The sequence below is a fragment of the Streptomyces sp. NPDC025651 genome (genome assembly GCF_055558735.1).
On the sequence record NZ_JBVHLZ010000002.1, the window covers coordinates 685,224 to 703,655 of the forward strand.

At 69.0% G+C, this 18,432-nt stretch carries 16 protein-coding genes and 2 tRNA genes; 5 read left to right on the forward strand and 13 right to left on the reverse strand.

Annotation, left to right across the window (positions count from 1 at the left end; all coding sequences use genetic code 11):
- Window positions 1-212: 212 nt before the first annotated feature.
- Complete coding sequence (locus ACZ4D5_RS11105) at window positions 213-1,109, reverse strand: rhomboid family intramembrane serine protease (RefSeq protein ID WP_467772063.1); 897 nt, start codon at window positions 1,107-1,109, stop codon at window positions 213-215.
- 115 nt (window positions 1,110-1,224) lie between these two features.
- Window positions 1,225-1,758, reverse strand: coding sequence for a peptidylprolyl isomerase (locus ACZ4D5_RS11110; RefSeq protein ID WP_467772064.1), 534 nt, complete (start codon window positions 1,756-1,758; stop codon window positions 1,225-1,227).
- Window positions 1,759-2,080: 322 nt separating this feature from the next.
- Here ACZ4D5_RS11110 and ACZ4D5_RS11115 point away from each other — a divergent pair, with 322 nt between their 5' ends.
- Together ACZ4D5_RS11115 and ACZ4D5_RS11120 are read left to right on the forward strand one after the other, a co-directional pair.
- The gene (locus tag ACZ4D5_RS11115; RefSeq protein WP_467772267.1) at window positions 2,081-2,794 is read left to right on the forward strand and encodes a DUF5324 family protein; all 714 of its coding nucleotides are present in this window, start codon (window positions 2,081-2,083) and stop codon (window positions 2,792-2,794) included.
- A gap of 200 nt (window positions 2,795-2,994) precedes the next feature.
- Window positions 2,995-3,183, forward strand: a complete 189-nt coding sequence (locus ACZ4D5_RS11120) for a hypothetical protein (protein WP_467772065.1) — start codon at window positions 2,995-2,997, stop codon at window positions 3,181-3,183.
- Window positions 3,184-3,256: 73 nt separating this feature from the next.
- Here the strand turns inward: ACZ4D5_RS11120 and ACZ4D5_RS11125 are convergent.
- Window positions 3,257-3,329: transfer RNA gene (locus tag ACZ4D5_RS11125), tRNA-Ala, on the reverse strand.
- A gap of 182 nt (window positions 3,330-3,511) precedes the next feature.
- Between ACZ4D5_RS11125 and ACZ4D5_RS11130 the strand changes: the two genes are divergently transcribed.
- Window positions 3,512-4,060, forward strand: coding sequence for a helix-turn-helix domain-containing protein (locus ACZ4D5_RS11130; protein WP_055563954.1), 549 nt, complete (start codon window positions 3,512-3,514; stop codon window positions 4,058-4,060).
- 55 nt (window positions 4,061-4,115) lie between these two features.
- The gene (locus ACZ4D5_RS11135) at window positions 4,116-5,501 is read left to right on the forward strand and encodes a serine/threonine-protein kinase (protein ID WP_467772066.1); all 1,386 of its coding nucleotides are present in this window, start codon (window positions 4,116-4,118) and stop codon (window positions 5,499-5,501) included.
- Between the two features lie 57 nt (window positions 5,502-5,558).
- Here the strand turns inward: ACZ4D5_RS11135 and ACZ4D5_RS11140 are convergent, their stop codons facing one another.
- Window positions 5,559-6,959 (reverse strand): hypothetical protein, encoded by a 1,401-nt coding sequence (locus ACZ4D5_RS11140; protein WP_467772067.1) that lies wholly within the window; start codon window positions 6,957-6,959, stop codon window positions 5,559-5,561.
- A gap of 293 nt (window positions 6,960-7,252) precedes the next feature.
- The gene (locus tag ACZ4D5_RS11145) at window positions 7,253-7,381 is read right to left on the reverse strand and encodes a DLW-39 family protein (protein WP_003999697.1); all 129 of its coding nucleotides are present in this window, start codon (window positions 7,379-7,381) and stop codon (window positions 7,253-7,255) included.
- A 312-nt stretch (window positions 7,382-7,693) separates the two neighbouring features.
- Between ACZ4D5_RS11145 and ACZ4D5_RS11150 the strand changes: the two genes are divergently transcribed.
- On the forward strand, window positions 7,694-8,023 hold the full coding sequence (locus ACZ4D5_RS11150; RefSeq protein WP_467772068.1) for a DUF6344 domain-containing protein: 330 nt from the start codon (window positions 7,694-7,696) through the stop codon (window positions 8,021-8,023).
- Between the two features lie 298 nt (window positions 8,024-8,321).
- On the opposite strand, the gene ACZ4D5_RS11155 is transcribed toward ACZ4D5_RS11150, so the two are convergent.
- The 8 genes from ACZ4D5_RS11155 to dnaN form a co-directional block, all read right to left on the reverse strand.
- Window positions 8,322-8,398: transfer RNA gene (locus ACZ4D5_RS11155), tRNA-Ile, on the reverse strand.
- 121 nt (window positions 8,399-8,519) lie between these two features.
- Window positions 8,520-9,230 carry a DUF3566 domain-containing protein gene (locus ACZ4D5_RS11160; RefSeq protein WP_467772069.1) on the reverse strand — a complete coding sequence of 237 codons (711 nt, stop codon included), beginning with the start codon at window positions 9,228-9,230 and terminating at the stop codon, window positions 8,520-8,522.
- 18 nt (window positions 9,231-9,248) lie between these two features.
- Complete coding sequence (gyrA, locus tag ACZ4D5_RS11165; protein ID WP_467772070.1) at window positions 9,249-11,852, reverse strand: DNA gyrase subunit A; 2,604 nt, start codon at window positions 11,850-11,852, stop codon at window positions 9,249-9,251.
- A 42-nt stretch (window positions 11,853-11,894) separates the two neighbouring features.
- Complete coding sequence (gene gyrB, locus ACZ4D5_RS11170; protein ID WP_362342579.1) at window positions 11,895-13,952, reverse strand: DNA topoisomerase (ATP-hydrolyzing) subunit B; 2,058 nt, start codon at window positions 13,950-13,952, stop codon at window positions 11,895-11,897.
- A gap of 265 nt (window positions 13,953-14,217) precedes the next feature.
- On the reverse strand, window positions 14,218-14,790 hold the full coding sequence (locus ACZ4D5_RS11175) for a DciA family protein (RefSeq protein ID WP_467772071.1): 573 nt from the start codon (window positions 14,788-14,790) through the stop codon (window positions 14,218-14,220).
- Window positions 14,787-15,908 carry a DNA replication/repair protein RecF gene (gene recF / locus ACZ4D5_RS11180; RefSeq protein ID WP_362342573.1) on the reverse strand — a complete coding sequence of 374 codons (1,122 nt, stop codon included), beginning with the start codon at window positions 15,906-15,908 and terminating at the stop codon, window positions 14,787-14,789. The genes ACZ4D5_RS11175 and recF overlap by 4 nt, the downstream gene beginning before the upstream one ends.
- 52 nt (window positions 15,909-15,960) lie before the next feature.
- Window positions 15,961-16,836, reverse strand: coding sequence for a phosphogluconate dehydrogenase (NAD(+)-dependent, decarboxylating) (gene gnd, locus ACZ4D5_RS11185; RefSeq protein WP_467772072.1), 876 nt, complete (start codon window positions 16,834-16,836; stop codon window positions 15,961-15,963).
- 89 nt (window positions 16,837-16,925) lie between these two features.
- Window positions 16,926-18,056 (reverse strand): DNA polymerase III subunit beta, encoded by a 1,131-nt coding sequence (gene dnaN / locus ACZ4D5_RS11190; RefSeq protein ID WP_362342567.1) that lies wholly within the window; start codon window positions 18,054-18,056, stop codon window positions 16,926-16,928.
- Window positions 18,057-18,432: the final 376 nt, after the last annotated feature.

Here is an 18,432-nt window from a genome sequence, read left to right on the forward strand (position 1 = left end):
GAGTTATCCACAGCGCTATCCACATGGGGAAAAGGTCTGAAGATCTGTGGATAACTCTCAGACGGTTGACGCCGGTGTGACTGGCCCACCGGATCTCTGTTCGCCCCGCGCCCCTTGTCCTTCCTGGGGAAACCCAGGTCAGCGACAAGGGGCACGGTTGTTCCCCACAGCATGCACAAGATCCGGCACACGCTGTGGACAACGCGAGCACGTCAGGTGAGCTGCCCGGTCCTGATGACGACCATGACCACAGCCGCGACGAGCACCAGTGCACAGCTGCCGTACTGGATGAGGTTCCGCCGCTCGCGGGGCGCGTGCACCATCGCGTAGCCGACGATGACGCCGCCGACCAGGCCGCCGATGTGGGCCTGCCAGGCGATGCCGGGCCAGAAGGCCGTGATGACCAGGTTGATCGCCAGGAGCGCGATCACCGGCCGCATGTCGTAGTTCAGCCGCCGCATCAGGATGGCGGTCGCGCCGAACAGACCGAAGATGGCACCGGACGCCCCGAGCGAGGGCCTGTACGGCTCTTCGAGGAGATAGGTCAGCGCGCTGCCCGCGAGACCCGACGCCATGTACAGCGCGAGGAAGCGGGCGCGGCCGAGCGCCGCTTCGAGCGGGCCGCCGATCCACCACAGGCTGAGCATGTTCAGGGCGATGTGCATGATGCTGCTGTGCAGGAACATCGCCGTCACCAGGCGGTACCACTGCCCCTCGGCGACTCCCTCGATCGAGCCGAGCTCCGGCACGATGGCCCGCCCGAGCAGGTCGTACTGATCGGTGAAGCGATCGCCGACCGCCTGCTGCACCATGAACAGGACGAGGTTCAGCCCGACCAGGATCTTGGTGACCAGCCTCGGGTCGGCGGTGATCGCGCCGCCCGCGACCGTGCGCGGCTGGTTGGCCGCCGGCGCGTGGCCGGTTCCCGAGCCGCCCCGGACGCACTCGGGGCACTGGAAGCCGACCGAGGCACTGATCATGCACTCGGGGCAGATGGGCCGCTCACAGCGCGTGCAGGTGATACCGGTCTCACGGTCCGGATGCCGGTAGCAGCCGGGCAGGCCCGACGCCCCCTGCGGCTCCTGCGGGCTGCCTGGCGCCTGGTCCATGGGGTCCCCTCAATCTCCGTACGAAGGCACTGTGACGGCACACGTGGCAACGCACCGCCCCGCCCTTCCTTACGGACGGGCGGGGCGGTTTGGTTCCCTCGCGTATACGCGCAGGTCAGGCGTCGCGGGTCTCGATGACCACGGACTCGATGACCACGTCGTTGACCGGGCGGTCGGTGCGCGGGTTGGTCTGCGTGGTCGCGATGGCGTCCACGACCTTCTTGCTGGCGTCGTTGGTGACCTCGCCGAAGATCGTGTGCTTGCGCGTCAGCCACGCGGTCGGCGACACAGTCACGAAGAACTGCGAGCCGTTGGTGCCCGGACCGGCGTTGGCCATCGCCAGCAGGTACGGCTTGTCGAAGGCGAGGTCCGGGTGGAACTCGTCCTCGAACTCGTAGCCCGGGCCGCCCGTGCCGTTGCCCAGCGGGTCACCGCCCTGGATCATGAAGCCGCTGATCACCCGGTGGAAGACCGTGCCGTCGTAGAGCCGGTCCGTCGTCTTCTTGCCGGTCTGCGGGTGCACCCACTCGCGCTCGCCCTGGGCGAGCTCCACAAAGTTCTTGACCGTCTTGGGCGCGTGGTTCGGCAGAAGCCGGACCTCGATGTCGCCCTGGTTGGTCTTCAGGGTGGCGTAAAGCTGCTCAGCCACGATCTGCCTTCCGTTGTCTTCTGTGACACCCCGATCCTCGCACGGACCGGATTGGGACGAGTAGCCACCGAGTGGGCGCGCGCCGCGGGGATCCGTGGCATTGTCGGCCAAGAGCGCTTCTTGCACCGATTCGATCGAATTGAACGGAAGCAACCGATCGATCGGGCTGAGCGGAGAATTGCCTTGATCACAGATCGGCCGGAGTCCGTATTTCTCGTGACCCGGATGCCCGCCCTCGCATGCCTCGGAGCGATCCGGAAGGCATGATCCCTGAAAGGGTGGAAAGGTGACATACCTATACGCCACCGAGGAGGAGGATCCCGTGACCCGCATCGACAGCGTGCGCGCCGCGACCGGCTCGGCGAAGGACAGCGTCCGGCACGCCGCGGAGGCGGTGGCCCCCTATGCCGGCACGGCCAAGGACCAGGCCGCCCACTATGCGCACGAGGTGCGCACACGGCTGGCCCCCAAGGTGTCACAGGCCGCGCATCAGGCCGCCGAGCAAGCACGCGTCCAGTACGGCGCGCATGTCGCCCCGCGCGTCGAGCAGGCGCGTACGCACGTACCGCCGAAGGTCGACCACGCCGCGCACGAGGCCGCCGCCCGCACCCGCAAGGCTGCCCGCCAGGCCGCCGACTACTCCAAGCCCCGCATCGAGCACGCGGTCGCCGTCGCTCAGCCGGTCCGCGAGGAGGCCGCGTCCCGTGGCACGGCGGCCCTCGCCGCGCTGCGCGGTCAGGTCTCGCCGAAGGAGATCCAGCGCCTGGCCCGCAAGCACAAGCGCCGCGCCAGGGCAGGTCGCCTCGCCAAGAGGCTCGCCGTGGTCGGCATCCTCGCGGGAGGGGCCGTCGCCGCCTGGAAGTGGTGGGACAAGCAGGCCAACCCCGACTGGCTGGTCGAGCCGCCCGCGGCCACGGAGGTCCCGGACCGCGCGCCGCTGACCTCCGTCGACGGCAGCGGCCAGGCCTCCCTCGACCCCGAGGTCCAGGCCAAGCAGGCCGAGGCCGAGGCGGCGGACCGCGACGAACGGGGCTGACCCCACCGGGGCCCCGGCTCCGTTTCACGTGAAACAAGAAAACCCCCTCTGACCTGTTTCCCCAGGCCAGAGGGGGTTTCTCACTATGGAGCCCAACCGACGCCCGCCTTGACTTCCTCAGGACGGCGCGAAGCTGAGCGCGCAGCGCACGGGCACCTTGAAAGGTGGGTGGCGGTGAGGTCGGCGCCCTCAGAGAGAGCATGGTCCGCACCGGCCCGAACACCACGGCGCGGGACTCGCGCATCGGCTGGGTCGCCAAGCAGCTCCAGCTCCTCACCACCGTGAATCCCGTGTGGGCGCAACGCTTCAGGGGCACCGTCGAGACTCAGTTTCCCGAGTTGTCCCTCGCCGACGTCGACGAGCACCCCGTCGACGAAATGACGCAGTAGGTGACCGCTGACGTCATAACCGCAGAGAGCCCCTCCGACTGCGTTTCCGCAGGTCGGAGGGGCTCTCGGGATGTGGAGCCTAGGGGAGTCGAACCCCTGACATCTGCCATGCAAAGACAGCGCTCTACCAACTGAGCTAAGGCCCCGTGAGTGATACGTCGGACCGGAAGAATCACGTCCCGGCGTGCATCGCAGACCAGAGTACCGGGTCACCCCCCGGATCTCGCAAAAGGATTGGGGGTCCCGGTGCACGACCACTCTCCGTAAGATGCTCGACGTGGTTCGCGGCAGCGAACCACGGTCTTAGGGGAAGCGATGGGGAGACGCAATGGACGCCGCACAACAAGACACCACCGCGAGAGCACGGGAGCTCCAGCGGAACTGGTACGGGGAGCCGCTGGGGGCGCTCTTCCGTCGCCTCATCGATGATCTGGGCCTGAACCAGGCGCGCCTCGCCGGGGTCCTCGGCCTGTCCGCGCCCATGCTGTCCCAGCTGATGAGCGGTCAGCGTGCCAAGATCGGCAACCCCGCGGTCGTCCAGCGCGTCCAGCTCCTCCAGGAACTGGCCGGCCAGGTCGCGGACGGCAGCGTGAGCGCCGCCGAGGCCACCGACCGCATGGACGAGATCAAGAAGTCCCAGGGCGGCTCCGTCCTCACCAACACCTCACAGACGGCGACCAGTTCGGGCGCGCCCACGGTCAAGCGCGTGGTGCGTGAGATCCAGTCGCTGCTGCGCTCCGTCGCGGCGGCCGGCGACATCATCGATGCCGCCGACTCCCTCGCCCCCACCCATCCGGAACTGGCAGAGTTCCTCCGGGTGTACGGCGCCGGGCGCACCGCGGACGCGGTCGCCCACTACGAGGCGCACCAGAGCTGAGCCTGAGCCGTCGACCGGGCCGCCACGCGGCCCGGAAGGGGAGCGGAGCGCGACCATGGGTGAGGTCTTCGCCGGTCGGTACGAACTGGTCGACCCGATCGGACACGGGGGAGTCGGAGCGGTCTGGCGTGCCTGGGACCACCGCCGCCACCGCTATGTGGCCGCCAAGGTCCTCCAACAGAGCGACGCACACGCCCTGTTGAGGTTCGTACGGGAACAGGCCTTACGGATCGACCACCCCCATGTGCTCGCGCCCGCCAGCTGGGCCGCCGACGACGACAAGGTCCTGTTCACCATGGACCTGGTCGGCGGCGGCTCGCTAGCTCATGTGATCGGGGACTACGGCCCGCTGCCGCCCCGCTTCGTCTGCACCCTCCTCGACCAGCTGCTCTCCGGCCTCGCGGCCGTCCACGCCGAAGGCGTCGTCCACCGCGACATCAAGCCGGGCAACATCCTGTTGGAAGCCACCGGCGCCGGGCGCCCTCATCTGCGCCTGTCGGACTTCGGCATCTCGATGCGCAAGGGCGAGCCCCGGCTGACCGAGACCGACTACGTGGTGGGCACGCCCGGCTACTTCGCCCCCGAACAAATGCTGGGCGCCGAGCCGGACTTCACCGCCGACCTCTTCGCCGTCGGCCTGGTCGCCCTGTATCTCCTGGAGGGCGCCAAGCCCGACGCCAGGGCGCTGATCGAACACTTCGCCGAGCACGGCACGCCACGCGCCCCACGAGGCATGCCCGAGCCCCTCTGGCAGGTGCTCGCCACCCTCCTCCAGCCGGACCCCCAGACGCGCTTCCGCACCGCCACGGGCGCGCGCAAGGCGCTGGCCTCGGCTGCCGAGATGCTTCCCGAGCCGGGTCCCGACGACGAGCTCATCGAGATCTTCGACCAACTCGCCCCGCTGCCCACCGGATTCGGCCCCGACGGCCCTCTCACATCCGCACCGAGGCCGGGCCCGACCTCGGGTCACATGCGCCCTACCGCCAGGCCGCAGCCCCCCGCCGCCCCCTCGCTATGGACTCCGACTCCGACTCCCACACCGACGTCCACCCCCACTCCCACTCCGACATCCACTCCCACACCATCCGGTCCCCTCCCGTACGTCGCTTCGGAGACGGGCAGCTTCCCCCTGCCTCCGCCCCTGCAGCCGCCTCAGCCGTCCACTCCCCCCACACCCACTCCGATGCCCCTGCAGGCACCCGCTCCCGACCCCGCACAAGCCGTGACGTCCGCGGTGCACCGCAGCCACGCTCCTACTTATCCATACACCGCTCAAGCCGCTCAGGTTCCACCTCAGAACCCCACAGTTCCCCAGCCCCACGCCACGGCCTTCCCCGCCTCGCCACGGCGCCCCGGACCGCCCGCGAAGGTCGCGGTCCCGATGCTGCTCATCGCGTTGGTCTGCCTCGCGATCGGCACCTGGGCCCTGACCCGGATCTGACAGCCGACACCCACACCCACACGGCCGGGCCCCGGTCAGCCCGCCCTCACAGCCCCCTCACCAGCCCCGCGGCGGCCCGAACTCCGCAGGCGCATGCGCGGCCGCGGGCCCAGACACGACGGCCGCCGAAGCCGAAGCCGCGGCAGCCGCTCTCCGCCGCGCGACCAGCGTCCACACGCCGAGGGTCCCCAGCAGCACCACACCGGCCCCGATCCCACCGGCGGCAAGCATCACCATCGCCTCGTCGACGCCACCCGCACCGCCCCCGGCGGGCGTATCTCCTCGCTTCGCGGCCGCCGCGTCCCGCTCCGTGACGCCGAACTCATCGGCGGGCCGAGGCGATCCCGCGTACGCGGGACCCGGCTTCGGCGCCCCCTCGACGTCCACCCGCAGCGTCAGCTCCAGCGTCCCCTCGCCGAGCTTCTCGGCGACTTCCGAGCTGAGGTGGACCGACAGGTAGTACCAGCCGGCGAACCGCATCGCGGCCATCTCGTCGGTGAGGGCGAAGCGATTCTCGTACGCGACAGGCGGCAGCGGATCCATCGCCGCCGACTTCTGCTTGCCGTCGTACGCCGTATCCGCGTCGTCGACGTGCGCGCGCACGGGGTTGAACAGCGACACGATCAACGCGGACGAGACATACCCCGTGCCGCGCGCGCTCCCGCGCCCCGGGCCGCCCCGCTCACCGCCGACGCTCGAACTGCCGAGCTCGGCGGCGACCGAGAGCCGCTGTCCCCAGTCCACCGGCACGCGGTAGAAGAGCGTCTCCCCGGGCTCGATCTCGGCCCCCCAGACCCCGCTCTCCAGCCCTCGCGCCCGGTTGAAGCTCGTGCCGCCCTCACGTGGCTTCCGCTCGCCGGACGGCGGCACAGGAGTCGACGAGTCCCACGACTTCGGCGGTGCCGTCCCACCCCCCGCCCGCAGCGCGGGTTCTGACGCCACGTGAAGTTCCAGGTCCCAGTCCTCCCGGGCGGCCGCCGACTCACCGATCCGCTCGACGGCCACGTAGTAGGTACCGGCTCCCTCACAGCTCTTCTCGTCGGGACCGACCCTGCGTGCCGCCGTGGCCGTGATGGGACGAGGACTCTCCGAAGAGCCGTACCGCGCCTCCTGCGCCTCCAGGGGACTGCAGTTGTTGCCGTCCGCGTCCTGCACGGACACCTCGACCCCGTCGGCATAGGACACCTTGGTGCCAGGCTTCGGGACGGCGGTCACCGAGACGTACGCGCTCTCCTTCGCCGTGAGCTCCAGGCGGTAGAAACGTTGCCCCACGCGCGGGAGAGAGCTTTTGTACGTCTTCCCGGGGCTGAGCCGATGCCCCTCGACGTTGCTCGTCGTGCCGTCGACCGTCTCGGCGCCCTCGGCGAAGGCATACGGACCGGGCGCCCCCGCAGCCCCGGCCTGCCCTGGAAGCGCCGCCACGGCGCACAGCGCGGCCACCACGACCACGGCCGGCACTGCCCTGCCACGGCCCCGTCTCAGCGCTCCCCGGCCCCCACCCAGCCGCCGCCCCATCACGCGCCACCCCTCGTCGCGAACTCAGACGTCCCACCCGTCCCGACCGTCCTGCCCGCCCGGCACCGCGCGAACACCACCGCGAACCCGCCACCGACGCAACCGCGCCACCGCACCGCCACAGGAATTCGCTCACGCAAGCGAGCAATTTACGTACGCGAAGAATCAGCCCCCGAGCAGCACAAAGCCCCGGCCGCAAGAGCGACCGGGGCCTGTGAAGTGACTGCTGTCGATACTCACGAACCCGTGGGCACGGAGTCAGTCGCCTCCGTCCACAGATCCTGCTCGGCGCGATCCGCCTGGATCTGGCGGTACACGAGGAGCCCGCCGATGGCGGCCAGTGCGACCAGGAGAAGCTTCTTCACCGCGCGACCTCGTCTTTCCTTGACGTAGGGGACTTCTGGCGCCCGACTATACACACCGATCGATATCGATCGGTGACCTGGATCCACCCCAACTCCCGCCCCGCACACAGCAGTCGAACCGGACGCAGATCCTCCGCACCGATCCCGTCCACTGTGACTTTCGCCGCTCTTGCCCCTTTCTCGGGCCCTTGGGGCCATCCGGGTGGTGTTCATCTGAACATCGACGCGGCTCGTGCGTCGGTCCACCACTCTCGGCCCCGCATACACATCATGAGGAAAGTACGCAAATCGCCCAACCCGAATTGAGGGGTCATGACCGGCACCAAGGCCATGAAGCTGTGGACCACGATCGTCACCGCCTTCCTCGCGCTCTTCGCGGCGCTGGGGCTCACCACGACGGCCACCGCGGCCACGGCGGTACAGGAGACCACGAACGCACGCAACGCCACGGTGAGCGCGCCCGCGCAGGCCATGGCCTTCTGGTCGGCGGCGTACGAACGGTCCTTGCCCCCGACGATGAAACAGCGCATCCGGGCCGAGGCCCATGGCTCGTCCCCCAGCTGCCGGCACCTGCCCCCGACGGACACGGAAGCCGAGGCTGAGAACACCGCCCAGGAGCCAGGGCTCGCTGCGGAGCCGTAATCCCGGCCCCCACGCCAGGGCACACGCCCTCCCCGCCTTCAGAAGACCCCCAGGCCGCCACAGGCCGGGGGTCTTCTCCGTATGCCTCCGGGGGTCTTCTCCGTATGCCCCCGGAGATCTCCGGACGCCACCGGCAGCCTCCGGATCGAGCACTGCGAGACGAGATCCACCGCCCGATCAAGACACAGCACCCAGCTCGTTCGAGGCACCGGACCAAGCACCGTCAGGACACCCGGCCAGGCACGGTGCCCCGAGACGCCAAAGACCCCCGGCCCTAGTGGACCGGGGGTCTTCGTGCTGGTGGGGCTAACAGGATTTGAACCTGTGGCCTCATCCTTATCAGGGATGCGCTCTAACCAACTGAGCTATAGCCCCGCCGCGCTTCGGTGTGTGTCCCGCGCGCTGACCTCTGAAGATTAGCGCACCTGGGGGCCAGTCCCAAAATCGATACCCGCGCGCGGGGAACCCCGCACCGAAGCCCGTGGGAAAGCAGGGGTTACTCGTCCTCGGCCAGGGTCAGCTCGACGCCGCCCACGAAGCCCGCGGAGAGGTTGTAGATGAAGGCGCCGAGCGTCGCCAGCGCCGTCGCCAGGACGACGTCGATGACCGCGATGATCGACGTGAACATCAGGACGCGCGGCAGCGACAGGAAGGACTGCAGGTCGAATCCGTTGGACTCGTTTGAGCCCGTCGCCTCGGAGATCGTGCCGCCGACCGTCGAGAAGACGCCCATCGCGTCCATGACCATCCACAGCACGGCGGCCGCGACGATCGTGCAGATGCCGAGCGCGATGGAGAGCAGGAAGCTGACCTTCATCACCGACCACGGGTCGGCCTTGGCCACCCGCAGCCGCGCCTTGCGCGTACGCGGCGTCGTGCGCGCCCCGGTGCGGGGCCTGCGCACCGATCCCGTCTGGGAGCCCTGCTGATATGCCTGCGGCGGGTGGTACGCCTGAGACGCCTGCTGCTGGGGCTGACGCTCTCCGGGCAGAGCCCCGCCGCCCTGCGCGCCCTTGCCGCCCGCGTACGTGGCGTCGTACTGGCCAGATGCCTGACCAGAAGTCCCCGGCCCTCGGGTGTCCGTCACAGTCCCCCCCTGGGATCCATGAGACTCATGAGAGTCGTGTGCATCAGTGGCGGAGCCACGGGCACCGTCTGTGCCGGTAGTGCCGGTCCTCTTCGCCCCGGCGCCCGTGGCTCCACTCACGATGACTCACTCCTCGCGCTACTCGGCCGAGGAGTCCGTGCCCTCGTCCGTACCGACGGCCGGCTCGCCGCCGTCCGATTCGTCGACGACGACGTCGCCATCGACTTCCTCGGCCTCGCGCCCGGCCTCGGCGTTACGAGCGATACCGACCACGGCATCGCGCTTGCCCAGGTTGATCAGTTGGACGCCCATGGTGTCACGGCCCGTCTCCCTGACCTCGTTGACTCGCGTACGAATCACACCGCCGGACAGCGTGATGGCGAGGATCTCGTCGGTCTCCTCGACCACCAGTGCGCCGACGAGCGAACCGCGGTCCTCCACGATCTTGGCGGCCTTGATGCCGAGGCCACCGCGACCCTGGACGCGGTACTCGTCGACGTTGGTCCGCTTCGCGTACCCACCGTCGGTGGCGGTGAACACGAACGTACCCGGACGGACAACATTCATCGAGAGCAGCTCGTCGCCGTCGCGGAAACTCATGCCCTTGACGCCCGAAGTGGCGCGGCCCATCGGACGCAGCGCGTCGTCCGTTGCGGTGAACCTGATCGACTGGGCCTTCTTGCTGATGAGCAGCAGGTCGTCCTCGGCCGAGACCAGCTCGGCGCCGATCAGCTCGTCGTCCGAACCGTCCTCCGTCTCACGGAGGTTGATGGCGATGACACCACCCGATCGGGGTGAGTCGTAGTCCTTCAGAGAGGTCTTCTTGACCAGACCGCCCTTGGTGGCGAGCACCAGGTAGGGCGCCGCTTCGTAGTCACGGATCGCCAGGATCTCGGCGATCTGCTCGTCCGGCTGGAAGGCGAGGAGGTTCGCCACGTGCTGGCCGCGGGCGTCGCGTCCGGCGTCGGGCAGTTCGTACGCCTTGGCGCGGTAGACGCGGCCCTTGTTGGTGAAGAACAGCAGCCAGTGGTGCGTCGTCGACACGAAGAAGTGGTCGACGATGTCGTCTTCCTTGAGCTTCGTGCCGCGAACGCCCTTGCCGCCGCGCTTCTGTGAGCGGTAGTCGTCCGTCTTCGTGCGCTTGACGTAGCCGCCGCGGGTGATCGTGACGACGATGTCCTCTTCGGCGATCAGGTCCTCCATGGACATGTCGCCGTCGAAGGGCACCAGGGCGGAGCGACGGTCCTCGCCGAACTTCTCGACGATCACCGCGAGCTCTTCGCTGATGATCTGGCGCTGCTTCGCGGGCGAGGCCAGGATCGAGTTGTACTCGTTGATCTTCGCCTGGAGTTCGTCGTGCTCGGCGACGATCTTCTGGCGCTCCAGGGCGGCGAGCCGGCGCAGCTGCATCTCGAGGATGGCGTTGGCCTGGATCTCGTCGATCGACAGGAGGCCCATGAGGCCCTCGCGCGCGATGTCGACGGTCTGGCTGCCGCGGATGAGCGCGATGACCTCGTCGATGGCGTCCAGGGCCTTGAGCAGGCCGCGCAGGATGTGGGCCCGCTCCTCGGCCTTGCGCAGACGGAACTTCGTACGCCGGACGATGACCTCGATCTGGTGCGTCACCCAGTGGCGGATGAACGCGTCCAGCGAGAGCGTGCGCGGCACGCCGTCGACCAGGGCCAGCATGTTGGCGCTGAAGTTCGACTGCAGGTCGGTGTGCTTGTAGAGGTTGTTCAGGACGACCTTGGCGACCGCGTCCCGCTTGAGGACGATGACCAGGCGCTGGCCGGTGCGCGAGGACGACTCGTCGCGGACGTCCGCGATGCCGCCGACCTTGCCGTCCTTCACGAGGTCGGCGATCTTCTGCGCGAGGTTGTCGGGGTTCGTCTGGTACGGGAGTTCGGTGACCACCAGGCACTGGCGGTTCTGGATCTCCTCGACCGCGACGACCGCGCGCATCGTGATGGAGCCGCGGCCCGTGCGGTAGGCCTCCTCGATGCCCTTGCGGCCCACCACGAGGGCGCCGGTCGGGAAGTCGGGGCCCTTGATGCGCTCGATGAGGGCGTCGAGCAGCTCCTCGTGCGAGGCGTCCGGGTGCTCCAGCGCCCACTGCGCGCCCGCCGCGACCTCGCGGAGGTTGTGCGGCGGGATGTTGGTGGCCATGCCGACCGCGATGCCCGCGGAGCCGTTGATCAGCAGGTTCGGGAAGCGCGCCGGCAGGACCGTCGGCTCCTGGTTGCGGCCGTCGTAGTTGTCCGTGAAGTCGACGGTCTCCTCGTCGATGTCACGGACCATCTCCATGGCCAGCGGGGCCATCTTGCACTCGGTGTAGCGCATGGCGGCCGCCGGGTCGTTGCCCGGGGAGCCGAAGTTGCCGTTCGAGTCGACGAGCGGCATCCGCATCGACCACGGCTGGGCGAGGCGCACCAGGGCGTCGTAGATCGAGGTGTCGCCGTGCGGGTGGTACGTACCCATGACGTCGCCGACGACGCGGGCGCACTTGTAGAAGCCCTTCTCGGGGCGGTAGCCGCCGTCGTACATCGCGTACAGGACGCGGCGGTGCACGGGCTTCAGACCGTCACGTACGTCGGGCAGCGCGCGGGACACGATGACGGACATCGCGTAGTCGAGGTAGGAGCGCTGCATCTCCGTCTCGAGCCCGACGGGCTCGACACGCATGCCCACACCGGGAACGGCGGGTTCCTCTTCGGGCGTCACAGGGGTGTTCTCGTCGGCCATTGCTGGTCAAAGTCCTTTCGAGGTGCGGCTTGTACGGCCGACTCAGATGTCGAGGAAGCGGACGTCCTTGGCGTTGCGCTGAATGAACGAGCGCCGTGCCTCGACGTCCTCACCCATCAGCACCGAGAACAGGTCGTCGGCCTGCGCCGCGTCGTCCAGGGTCACCTGGCCGAGAACGCGGTGTTCCTGGTCCATCGTCGTGACGCGCAGCTCCTCGGCGTTCATCTCGCCGAGACCCTTGAAGCGCTGGACCGAGTCGTCCTTGATGCGCTTGCCGGACTGGCGGCCGAGCTCGATCAGGGCGTCCCGCTCGCGGTCCGAGTACGCGTACTGGAAGTCGTCGCGGGTCCACTTGATCTTGTACAGCGGCGGACGCGACAGGTAGACGTGACCGGCCTCGACCAGCGGCCGCATGAAGCGGAACAGGAAGGTCAGGAGCAGCGTGTTGATGTGCTGACCGTCGACGTCGGCGTCCGCCATCAAGATGATCTTGTGGTAGCGGAGCTTCTCGATGTCGAAGTCCTCGTGCACACCGGTACCGAAGGCCGAGATGAGGGCCTGGACCTCCTGGTTGTGCAGGATCTTGTCGACGCGCGCCTTCTCGACGTTCAGGATCTTGCCTCGGATGGGCAGGATCGCCTGGTACATCGGGTCGCGGCCGGACTTCGCCGAACCACCGGCGGAGTCACCCTCGACGATGAAGATCTCGCACTTCGTCGGGTCGTTCGACTGGCAGTCGGAGAGCTTGCCCGGCAGGGACGCCGTCTCCAGGAGGCCCTTGCGGCGGGTCAGGTCGCGCGCCTTGCGGGCGGCGACGCGGGCCGTGGCGGCCTGGATGCCCTTGCGGATGATGTCCGCGGCCTCGTTCGGGTTGCGGTCGAACCAGTCCGTCAGGTGCTCGTGCACGACCTTCTGGACGAAGGTCTTCGCCTCGGTGTTGCCCAGCTTGGTCTTCGTCTGGCCCTCGAACTGGGGCTCGCCCAGCTTCACCGAGATGATCGCGGTCAGACCCTCGCGGATGTCCTCACCCGTGAGGTTGTCGTCCTTCTCGCGGAGCAGCTTCTTGTCGCGTGCGTAGCGGTTGACCAGACCCGTCAGCGCGGCCCTGAAGCCCTCTTCGTGCGTACCGCCCTCGTGCGTGTGGATCGTGTTCGCGAAGGAGTACACGCCCTCGCTGTACTGCGAGTTCCACTGCATCGCGATCTCGGCCGAGAGGAGGCGCTCCTTGTCCTCGGCCTCGACGTCGATGACGGTGGGGTGGACGACCTCGCCCTTGCGGGAGTTGAGGTACTTCACGAAGTCGACGATGCCGCCTTCGTAGTGGTACGTCACCGTGCGGACCTCGTCGTCGGCCGCCTCGGCCGTGTCCGCGCCCGCCACGGCCTTCGCCGACTCGCGCTCATCAGTGAGTTTGATCGTCAAACCCTTGTTGAGGAACGCCATCTCCTGGAAACGCCGCGCCAGCGTCTCGAAGGAGTACTCGGTCGTCTCGAAGACGTCCGGATCGGCCCAGAAGGTGACCGTGGTGCCCGAGTCCTCGACCTGCTCGTGCTTGGCGAGCGGGGCCGTCGGCACACCCAGCTTGTAGTCCTGGGTCCAGCGGTAGCCGTCGCGCTTGATCTCGACCGAGACCTTCGTCGACAGGGCGTTCACGACGGAGACGCCGACGCCGTGCAGACCACCGGAGACGGCGTAGCCACCGCCGCCGAACTTGCCACCCGCGTGCAGCACGGTCAGCACGACCTCGACGGCCGGCTTCTTCTCCACGGGGTGGATGTCGACGGGGATGCCGCGGCCGTTGTCGATCACGCGCACGCCGCCGTCGGCGAGGATCGTGACGTCGATCGTGTCCGCGTGTCCGGCCAGGGCCTCGTCGACGGAGTTGTCGACGACTTCCTGCACGAGGTGGTGCAGGCCTCGCTCACCGGTCGAGCCGATGTACATGCCGGGTCGCTTGCGAACCGCGTCCAGACCCTCGAGGACGGTGATGGCGCTGGCGTCGTACGAGGCGTTGGCCTCGTTCTCGCCGGCGTCGGTGGACGGGATGTTCTCGTTGGGGTTGCCGGAATCGGCCACGAAGCGCCCTTTCTGGCACAGCACAAGCCAAGCTCCCGGCGGTGGCCGGAGCGGCTGCGTCGTTCAGCGATAGTCAGCGTTGCTCGGTGCGTCCCACAAGTGGGGCGGGATTAGCTTCCAGTCTACCGGTAGCGCTGACAGTGATGGGGGTTTGCCGGTACCTGAGTCCGCATGTGCCGCCCTGAACCGGCCTCGGCCGACTCCCCATATGCGGCCCAGGGCTCCAGAACGCTCACAGCGGCACTCAGCGCTTCGGGACGTCAACCCCCAGCTACCGTCGCGAGCGCCCTCAGCCGTAGGTGTCGCCGGGGCCCGTGCTACCGGGCGCGCGCAAGGGTCCGAAGCGGCGCGCGGGGCCCCCGGGACCGAGGACCTTGATGAGGCGTACGGTGCCGTGGCCCAGGTCCTCGTTGAGGCGGGCGACCAGCTGTGGGGCGAGCAGGCGCAGGTTCGTCGCCCAGGCCGTCGAGTCGCACTGCACCGTCAGGACGCGCTCGTCCTCGTCGTACCTCTGCGGGACGCAGTGCTTGGCCAGGTCGTCGCCGACGATCTGCGGCCAGCGGCCCATCACGCCGCCCACCGCGGCCGACGTCTCCCAGCCGCGCTCGGTGATCAGACGGTTGATGGCGGAGCCGAGCGGCAGCGGGTCGCGCCCGTCCGCGCGCGCACCGGAGCGCAGTCCGCCGCGGCGGGCCTGCTTCTTCTGCTGCGCGGCATCCCCACGCGCGCGTGCCTGCTCCTTGGCCGCGCGCAGGGCGACCCGGGCGAGGTCGACGCCGGAGGGTTCGGGGGTCTTCGGCTTGCCCGCGGCCCCGTCTCCGGAGGCCTGGGGAGCGCCCTTGGCCGGCTCTTCGGTGCTCATACGCGGTCCACCGCGCCGTCCGACACCGCGTACCGCGTGCCGGTGAGCACGTCCGGGACGTCGTCGTCCACCGCGGCGGTGACCAGCACCTGCTCGCCCGGGGCCACCAGCTCCGCGAGCCGTTCCCTGCGGCGGGCGTCCAGCTCGGCGAAGACGTCGTCGAGGACGAGCACCGGCTCATTGCCCTCGGCCCTGAGCAGGTCGTACGAGGCCAGGCGCAGCGCCAGGGCGTACGACCAGGACTCGCCGTGGCTCGCGTACCCCTTCGCGGGGAGCTGGCCCAGCTTGAGCACGAGGTCGTCGCGGTGCGGGCCGACCAGGGTGACGCCCCGCTCGATCTCCTGCTTGCGGGCCTCCTCCAGGGCGGCGATCAGCTGTTCGTAGAGCGCCTCGCGCGTGTGCCCGTCCCCGGGCGCCGACGGCTTGTACTCCAGAGAGATCGGTCCGCCACCGGGAGCCAACTGTTCGTACGCCTTGTCGGCCAGCGGCTGCAGCGTCGAGATCAGGTCGAGCCGCTGGGCGAGCAGCTCGGCACCCGCGCGCGCGAGGTGCTGGTCCCAGACGTCGAGAGTGGACAGGTCCATGGAACGCCCGCCGTGGCGGCGCGCGAGGGCGGCCGACTTCAGGAGGGTGTTGCGCTGCTTCAGGACCCGGTCGTAGTCCGACCGGACACCCGCCATGCGCGGGGAGCGCGCGGTGATCAGCTCGTCGAGAAAACGACGGCGCTCACCGGGGTCGCCCTTGATCAGCGCGAGATCCTCGGGCGCGAACAGCACGGTGCGGACGATCCCCAGCACATCGCGCGGCCTGACCTGCGAGGACCTGTTGATGCGGGCGCGGTTGGCCTTGCCGGGATTGAGCTCGAGCTCGACCAGCTGCTGCCGCTCGCCCTGGCGCACCTGGGCCCTGATGACGGCGCGCTCGGCGCCCATGCGCACCAGCGGCGCGTCCGAGGAGACCCGGTGGCTGCCGAGCGTGGCGAGATAGCCGACGGCCTCGACGAGGTTGGTCTTGCCCTGCCCGTTCGGGCCCACGAACGCGGTGACGCCCGGATCGAGAGGGACCTCGACCCGGGCGTACGAGCGGAAGTCGGCCAGCGACAGATGCGTGACGTGCATGGTGTGCGCCGACCTCCCCCGGCAAACCCGCGCTCAGCGCACAGGCTGTGGATTACTTCTTCTCGACCGCGTGGCCGCCGAACTGGTTGCGCAGCGCGGCGATCATCTTCATCTGCGGCGAGTCGTCCTGCCGCGAGGCGAAGCGCGCGAAGAGCGACGCGGTGATCGCCGGCAGCGGCACGGCGTTGTCGATGGCCGCCTCGACGGTCCAGCGGCCCTCTCCGGAGTCCTGCGCGAAGCCGCGCAGCTTCTCCAGGTGCTCGTCCTCGTCGAGGGCGTTGACCGCCAGGTCGAGCAGCCAGGAACGGATGACCGTGCCCTCCTGCCAGGAGCGGAAGACCTCGCGGACGTCCGTGACGGAGTCGACCTTCTCCAGGAGCTCCCAGCCCTCGGCGTAGGCCTGCATCATCGCGTACTCGATGCCGTTGTGGACCATCTTCGCGAAGTGGCCCGCGCCGACCTTGCCCGCGTGCACCGAGCCGAAGTCGCCCTCGGGCTTCAACGCGTCGAAGATCGGCTGCACCTTGGCGACGTTCTCCTTGTCGCCGCCGTACATCAGCGCGTAGCCGTTCTCGAGGCCCCAGACGCCGCCGGAGACGCCGCAGTCGACGAAGCCGATGCCCTTGGCGGCGAGCTCCTCCGCGTGCTTCTCGTCGTCCGTCCAGCGGGAGTTGCCGCCGTCGACGACGACGTCGCCGGGCTGGAGGAGCTCGGAGAGCTCGTCGATGGTGGACTGGGTCGCGGCACCGGCCGGGACCATCACCCACACCACTCGCGGGCCCTTGAGCTTGCCCACAAGCTCCTCGAGGCTGTGGACATCCGCGAGGTCCGGGTTGCGGTCGTATCCGATGACGGTGTGACCTGCGCGGCGGATGCGCTCGCGCATGTTGCCGCCCATCTTGCCGAGGCCGACGAGACCGAGCTCCATCAGAGGTTCCTTCACTAGCGACGTGGCGTTACGGCACTTTCGTACCTGCGTCCGAGCCTACGCCCGGACGCACGCACACACCTGTGGGCTCAGCCGCTCAGACGTACGGGCATGATCAGGTACTTGTAGGCCTCGTCCGCCTCGGCGTCCAGGGCCGGCTTGCCGCTCAGCAGCGCCGGCTTCGTGGACGTCGTGAACGACAGCTGGGCGACCGGGGAGTCGATCGCGCTCAGGCCGTCCAGCAGGAACGTCGGGTTGAAGGCGATCGAGATGTCGTCGCCGTCGAGCTGGGCGTCGACCCTTTCCACAGCCTGTGCGTCGTCACTGGAGCCCGCTTCCAGGATCAGCACACCCTGCTCGAAGCTCAGCCGCACCGGGGTGTTGCGCTCCGCGACCAGGGCCACACGCTTGACGGCCTCCACGAAGGGGGCGGTCTCGATGACGGCCACCGAGTTGAACTCGGTCGGGAACAGCGTGCGGTACTTCGGGAGGTCGCCCTCGAGGAGACGCGTGGTCGTACGCCGGCCCGCGCCCTCGAAACCGATCAGGCCCTCGCCCGCGCCCGAGCCGGACAGCGCCAGGGTGACCGTGTCGCCGCTCGTGAGCGCCTTGGCGGTGTCCAGGAGCGTCTTGGCGGGCACCAGGGCGACCGCGGACGCCTCGGGGTTCTCCGGCTTCCACAGGAACTCACGGACCGCGAAGCGGTAGCGGTCGGTGGAGGCCAGGGTGACCGTGTCGCCCTCGATCTCGATGCGTACGCCGGTCAGCACGGGCAGCGTGTCGTCGCGGCCCGCGGCGATGGCCACCTGGGAGGCGGCGGATGCGAAGACCTCACCGGGGACGGTGCCCGTGGCGGTCGGCATCTGCGGCAGCGCGGGGTACTCCTCCACAGGAAGCGTGTGGAGTGTGAATCGCGAGGAGCCGCAGACCACCGTCGCCCGTACACCGTCTGTGGAGATCTCCACCGGGCGGTTGGGGAGCGCGCGGCAGATGTCCGCGAGCAGCCGGCCCGACACGAGGACCGTGCCTTCCTCGTCCACCTCCGCGTCCACCGAGACGCGTGCCGAGACCTCGTAGTCGAAGCTCGACAGGCTCAGTGCGCCTTCCTCGGCCTTCAGCAGCAGGCCCGCGAGGACGGGCGCAGGCGGCCGGGCCGGGAGGCTGCGCGCCGCCCAGGCCACCGCCTCCGCGAGTACGTCGCGTTCAACCCGGATCTTCACCGTAAGCCGCCCTCCTGCTGTTGCTGGCTGCTCTCGCCCGCTGGGCCTGTGGCCCTCGTCGTCTGACTCGGTGTCTCTCAGCCATGCCGTGGGAAGGACACCGGGGACCAGTCTGACGCACCGCACTGACAGTCGGTGCCCGTCGGGGTCAAGTCGTGGCGAGCGGCACCGGAGCTCCGGAGCTCGAGTTGTGCACAGGACCCCCTTCCAAACGATTTCCCCGGACTCTCTAGTTGGGAGTAGTAGTAGGGCCTGTGGAAACCGTGGATAACCGTGAAAGCGCAGGTCAGCGCCGGTTTTTTATCCACTGAGCCTGTGGGCGGCACCCGTGGACAACCGGGGGTTTCTGTGGACGGGCGAAAGTTCTGCACACCCG